The organism is Chthoniobacter sp. (assembly GCF_040003245.1).
Lineage (GTDB): Bacteria > Verrucomicrobiota > Verrucomicrobiia > Chthoniobacterales > Chthoniobacteraceae > Chthoniobacter.
Genome location: NZ_JBDUCX010000397.1, coordinates 1 through 3,231, shown reverse-complemented (window position 1 = coordinate 3,231; position 3,231 = coordinate 1). Strand labels below are relative to the sequence as shown.

General features: G+C 60.3%; 4 protein-coding genes. 3 read left to right on the top strand and 1 reads right to left on the bottom strand.

Going from position 1 to position 3,231, the window contains the following annotated elements:
- Window positions 1–85 precede the first annotated feature (85 nt).
- A complete protein-coding gene (locus ABJF10_RS30170) occupies window positions 86–409 on the bottom strand; it encodes a hypothetical protein (protein ID WP_348548304.1) in 324 nt (107 codons plus the stop codon).
- A gap of 294 nt (window positions 410–703) precedes the next feature.
- On the opposite strand from ABJF10_RS30170, the gene ABJF10_RS30165 reads away from it, so the two are divergent.
- The 3 genes from ABJF10_RS30165 (at window position 704) to ABJF10_RS30155 (ending at window position 3,216) form a co-directional block, all read left to right on the top strand.
- The gene (locus tag ABJF10_RS30165; protein WP_348548303.1) at window positions 704–1,129 is read left to right on the top strand and encodes a hypothetical protein; all 426 of its coding nucleotides are present in this window, start codon (window positions 704–706) and stop codon (window positions 1,127–1,129) included.
- 93 nt (window positions 1,130–1,222) lie between these two features.
- Window positions 1,223–2,455 (top strand): hypothetical protein, encoded by a 1,233-nt coding sequence (locus tag ABJF10_RS30160; protein ID WP_348548302.1) that lies wholly within the window; start codon window positions 1,223–1,225, stop codon window positions 2,453–2,455.
- A 74-nt stretch (window positions 2,456–2,529) separates the two neighbouring features.
- Entirely contained in the window at window positions 2,530–3,216 is a 687-nt protein-coding gene (locus tag ABJF10_RS30155; RefSeq protein ID WP_348548301.1) for a DUF2231 domain-containing protein, read from the top strand.
- The last annotated feature ends 15 nt before the right edge of the window (window positions 3,217–3,231 follow it).

Here is a 3,231-nt window from a genome sequence, read left to right as displayed (position 1 = left end):
GCCACGGCGAATGCCGTGGAACGGAAGGAAGCCGACGAGAGGAAGAACCGCCGCGCCATCCGGGCGCGGCAGTGCTCGTCAGCCGTTAAGCGAGCTGAGGCGGATAGTCGATGCCGAGCGGCACCGCATCCGGCGGAAACTCATCGGGGTGCGCCACGAACTCCGCGGTCACAATCAACACCGCAGCCACGCGCATGGGCTCCACACTCGAATGAGAAATAATCTGGTGGCAGATGCACTGGCAGTCATCCGACTTGCCCGGCGCTTTTTTACCCGGCGCAGTCTTGCCGCTCTGCGTCTGCACCTGCTTCTCAGACCCGCAGCAATCGCCAAAAAGGTCGAAGCCGTATCCCGTCAGAACGAACAGGGATACGATGGCGATGAATAAACTGGAGCGAAGGAGGCTCACGGAGCGCCGACGGTATCGGCGGGCTCTGCGCGTGTCAACGAAGCGCGCGCTCCGCGCCCGGATTTCGCCGAGATTACGCCGAGGACGGCGATTCGATAAGGAAAGTAGTCGCTCAAAAGTAGGGCACGATTTTTGGGGGGATCGACGGGGGGACTTCGTTGAAGGGGGAACACATGAAGCCGATTCCCGTCCTCGCCACCTTCGTGGCCGCGACGGTCACACGGCCGCACTAAACCATCTTCAGCGGCGCACACCGCGTCCTGTCGGAACCCAAAACCACAAACACAAAACAGCATGAAAACCAGCAAACTCCTCGCGATCGGCGCATGCGCCGCATTCGCATTCACGAACACCTCCGTCCTTCTCGCGGACGAGAAGAAAGAGCACGCGGAGCACGCCGAAAAGACGGCGGTGCCCGATACCGTCGATGGCATCATGGCCGCCATTCACAAGGAGCACGGCGAACTTGCCGACGTGGTGAAATCCAAAAAGCTCGCCGATGTGCATCACCACGCCTTCGCGATCCGCGACCTCGCGAATGGCCTGCCGGCCAAGGTTGCCGCCGACAAAAAGGCGCGCGTCGAAGGCAGCGTGAAGAACATCGCGAAGCTCGCCGAAGACCTCGACAAGACCGGCGACGACAACAATCAGGCTGGCACGGAGTCGAACCTCAAGAAGCTCGATGGCGTGCTCATGGCGCTGGAAAAGCAGGTGAAGTAACGCCCGCGAATCTTCCCTCAACCAAGGAAAGGCGAGTGGGAGGCGCGATGTAATAAGTCGCCTCTCACTCGCCGTCTTTCCGCAATCCGAACTATGAAGCTATTTACCTATCCCTTGGCATTTGCAGTGGCGCTTTGCGTGAGCGCGCCGATCTCCAAAGCTCACGAGAAAGACGGCAAACCCGAGCCAGCGCATCACGCGGCAGGGGCGGCCACAATCAAAGCCGAGATGCTGCCGAACGAGTTCTACGCGGCCGGCAATTCAGTGCCGGCGGAGATTCGACTCACTGGTGCAGATGGAAAGCCGGTGACGCTCGATCAGCTCGAAGTCGCACACACCAAGCAGATTCATTTGCTGATTATCGACGAGAGCTTGAGCGACTATCAGCACGCGCACCCCGATGCGACGGAAACTCCCGGCGTGTATCGCTTCAACTTCAAACCGCGTTTTGGCGGGAACTACCATGTGTGGGCGGACCTGCATCCGAAAGCCACGGATCGGCAGGAGTATTCCATGACGACAGTGGCGGTGAAGGGTGAGCCGGCCCTGCTGAAAGAAACGGTCAACACCACGGCGGATGTCGCGGGTGCGGTCGCAGGCTACCGATTCGTCCTCACAACGGAGGGGAACGAACCGCTGCAAGCTGGCAAGGCGGTGCTGGTCAAAATCAAGGTGCTTACGGCGGATGGCCGGGAGTTTACTGGACTGGAACCATTGATGGGCGCTTTCGCACACATGGTTGGATTCACGGGGGCGCTCGATTCCGTGACGCACGTCCACCCGCTCGGCAAAGAACCCGAGACGGATGCGGATCGCGGTGGCCCGGAAATGAGCTTCCATGTGGTGCCGGAGAAACCCGGCTACTTGAAGCTGTTTCTGCAAACACAGATTCACGGCGTCAATGAGTTTGCGGCCTTCGGGTTCAATGTCGCGGCGCCGGTGGCCGACATCGAGGAGCCCGCGCCGGTCGCGGCCTCGACGCTCACTCCTGCACAGAAGACTTTCATGGAGCACTACGAGGCGGTTCGCAGTGCGCTGGCGGCCGACGATCTAAAGGCCGCCCAAGCTGCAGCGGTCGCGCTTTCCAAAGAAAACGCGGAAGTCGGCGGCGTGAAGGCTCTGCTCAAGAGCGACTCGTTGAAGCAGGCGCGCGAAGCTTTCAAACTGGTCAGTGCGGAAGCAATGAAGCTGGCCGCGAAACAACCCGGCTATTACGTCATCGCGTGCCCGATGGTCGCCGGTGGCAATTGGGTGCAGACGACAAAACGGATCGCCAATCCCTACCTTGGCGCGGCGATGCTCGGGTGCGGAGCGATCAAGAACTGAGCGCCATAGCTCGTGCCAATTCGCACGGCCTTTCCGCAAGCCTCGGGCGAACAGGATATGAGGAAATCACCATCATGAACTCCCATCAGCAAAACAGCAAAGTCACGTCCGCCGCCGCAAACCTTCTCGCGCTGCTTGCCCTCGCGCTTCCGGCGACGGCTCTGGCCCACGAGGGAGAATCTAGCGGGCCGTGGATAGACTTCTCGCAATACGGCTTCGACGGCCTCTCGAAGATGTTCAACGTCCACCCGGCGTTCGTGCATTTTCCGATCGCGCTCATTCCCACGATGCTGCTGCTCTACTGTCTCGGCACCTCGTTGAAAAAGCCGGCGCTGCTCGTCGCCGGTCGCGTCACGCTTTATCTCGCGTTCATCTCTCTGGCGCTCGTCGTCTATACGGGCATGGCTGCGCGGAGCACGCCGAGCAATGATGCCATCGAGCAAATCATGGGCACGCACAAGAATACCGGTTGGGTGCTGCTCGTCATCGGCGCGATTCTCACAGCGTGGAGCTTTTGGACAAAGAACGACTCGCCCATCGCCGACGAAAACACGCCGCGCACGATGAATACGCCCAAGGCGAATTGGGCGTTCCTGCTGGTCGGCGCACTGGCGACCTACCTCGTCTTTCAAAACGCCGACCTCGGCGCGAAGATGGTCTATCTTCACGGCGCAGCGGTGACGCCGATGGTGGAAACCTTTAAGGCAAGTGGAACGGACAAAGGCGGCGAGAAACACCACGATGCAGGCGAGGGTCACTAAAGCCACCGACTGCAC